This is a genomic window from Kitasatospora putterlickiae (assembly GCF_039527695.1).
Lineage (GTDB): Bacteria > Actinomycetota > Actinomycetes > Streptomycetales > Streptomycetaceae > Kitasatospora > Kitasatospora putterlickiae.
This window is the reverse complement of the sequence record NZ_BAAAKJ010000322.1, coordinates 13,374-15,628: the sequence shown is the minus strand read 5'-3', so window position 1 is coordinate 15,628 and position 2,255 is coordinate 13,374. Positions and strand designations below refer to the sequence as shown.

The 2,255-nt window shown below is 77.3% G+C and carries 2 protein-coding genes; both read left to right on the top strand.

Features of this window, described 5'->3' with window-relative positions; genetic code table 11:
* Nucleotides 1-1,533, top strand: a 1,533-nt coding sequence (locus ABD308_RS30525) for a helix-turn-helix transcriptional regulator (RefSeq protein WP_344342097.1), incomplete at its 5' end; no start/stop codon positions are given.
* Nucleotides 1,534-1,733: 200 nt separating this feature from the next.
* On the top strand, nucleotides 1,734-2,255 hold a 522-nt coding region (locus ABD308_RS30520), incomplete at its 3' end, for a sigma-70 family RNA polymerase sigma factor (RefSeq protein ID WP_344342094.1).

Here is a 2,255-nt window from a genome sequence, read left to right as displayed (position 1 = left end):
CCCGCCCAGGCCAAGTACCAGGCCGGCGGCTACGACACCGCGCGCGAACTGCTGGACGCCGCCGCCCTCGGCCCGCTGGACGAGCGCCGGCTCGCCCAGGCGGACCTGCTGCGCGGGCGGATCGTGTTCGCCTCCCAGAGCGCCGGCAGCGCGCTGCCGGCGCTGGTGCGGGCCGCCGGCCGGCTGGAGGCGCTGGACACCGGACTCGCCCAGCAGACCTACCGCGACGCGCTGCACGCCGCCCTCATCATCGACCGGCCGCCGAGCGGCGCCGCGCTGGCCGACATCGCCCGGGCCGCGCTCGCCGCACCACCCGGGCCGCCCCCGGAGCGCAACGACCTGCTGCTGCGCGGCCTGGCCGCGATGACGGTCGACGGCTACCGGGCGGGCGCGCCCACGGTGCTGCGCGCCCTGGACGCCCTGTGCGCCGAGGAGGTCTCCGCGGAGGAGGGCCTCGGCTGGTTCCCGCTCGCCGCCCGGATGGCCTTCAACGTCTGGGACTTCGACGGCAACACGGTGCTCTCCGCGCGCCTGGTCGAGCTGGCCCGCGCGACCGGCGCGCTGTCGGTGCTGCCGTCGGCCCTGCTGCAACTCGTCTCCAACCGCGTCCTGGCCGGCGAACTCGACCACGCGGACGCGCTCATCGCCGAGGCGCGGACGATCGGCGAGGCCACCGGCAGCCGCTACCTCGCCCACTACGCCTCCCTGGTGACCGAACCGTGGAGGGGCCGGGAGGCCGAGGTGCTCAGGGCGATCGACGCCATGGCCCGGGACACCGGACCCGGCCACGGCGGTCCGGGCGGCGTCCCCGGCGCCGGCGAGTGGGCGAAGGCCGTGCTGTACAACGGGCTCGGCCGCTACGAGGAGGCCTGCGCCGCCGCCGAACGCGGCGCGGAGAGCCTCCAGGAACTCGGCCTGGCGATCAGGTCGACGGTCGAACTCGTCGAGGCCGCCGCCCGCAGCGGCCGGCCGGCCCGCGCCGCCGAGGCGGCCCACCGGGTCGCCGACCTGGCCCGGGACAGCGGCACCGACTGGGCCCTCGGCACCTCCGCCATGGTGCGCGCCCAGGTGAACGCGGGAGCGGCCGCCGAGGCCCTCCACCAGGAGGCCGTCGAACGCCTGGGCCGCACCGGGGTCCGGATCACCCACGCCCGCGCCCACCTGCTCTACGGCGAGTGGCTGCGCCGGGAGAACCGCCGGGCCGATGCCCGCGAGCACCTGGGCACCGCCTACCAGGCCCTGAGCCGGATCGGGGTCGAGGGCTTCGCGGAGCGCGCGTGGCGCGAGCTGCGCGCCACCGGCGCGACGGCACCCCGCCGCCCGGCCGACTCCCGGACCGCGCTCACCGCCCAGGAGAACCAGATCGCGCGCCTGGCCGGGGACGGGATGACCAACCCCGAGATCGGTGCCCAGCTGTTCCTCAGCCCGCACACGGTGGAGTGGCACCTGCGCAAGGTCTACACGAAGCTCGGCGTCACCTCCCGCAGGCAGCTCGGCGGCGCCCTGCTCGCCGGCTCGGCGGCCACGGCCTGAGCCCGCGAACGGGTCCGCGTACGGGTCCGCGTACGGGCCCGCGTACGGGTCCGCGTCCCTGTTCCGGCCGGCGGGGCACATCGCCCCGGTACCCCCGGGGGCAGCGGACCAGGCACCTTCCGGGGCGTCACGGCGGGGGCCGCGGCGGGAGCGTGTTCCGCGGCGGCGTCGACGGATGCCACAGGCGAAACGGAGCCGTGATGAGCGTGTTGACAGACCTGCCCGGGACGCGTCCGGGCACCCGGCCGCCCGCCGGGGAGGCCACCCTGGACGAGGCCGCGGCCGCCTTCGAGGGGCTGCGGCCCCGCCTCTTCGGCACCGCGTACCGGGTCCTGGGCAGCGCGGTCGAGGCGGAGGACGTGGTCCAGGACGTGTGGCTGCGCTGGCAGCTGACCGACCGCTCGGCGGTGGTCAGCCCCGCGGCCTTCCTGCACCGCGCCACCGCCCGGCTGGCCCTCAACGTGGCCCAGTCCGCCCGGTCGCGCCGCCAGACCCCGCTCGGCCCCTGGCTGCCCGAGCCCGTCGACACCGGCGGCGACCCCGAGGCCGGCGTGCAGCGGGCGGAGGCGCTGGCGGCCGCCCTGCTCGTGCTCCTGGAGCGGCTGACGCCCACGGAGCGGGCGGTGTACATCCTGCGCGAGGCCTTCGAGTACACCTACGCCGACATCGCCGCGATGCTGCGCCTCAGCGCCGTCAACGTCCGCCAGATCACCAGCCGGGCC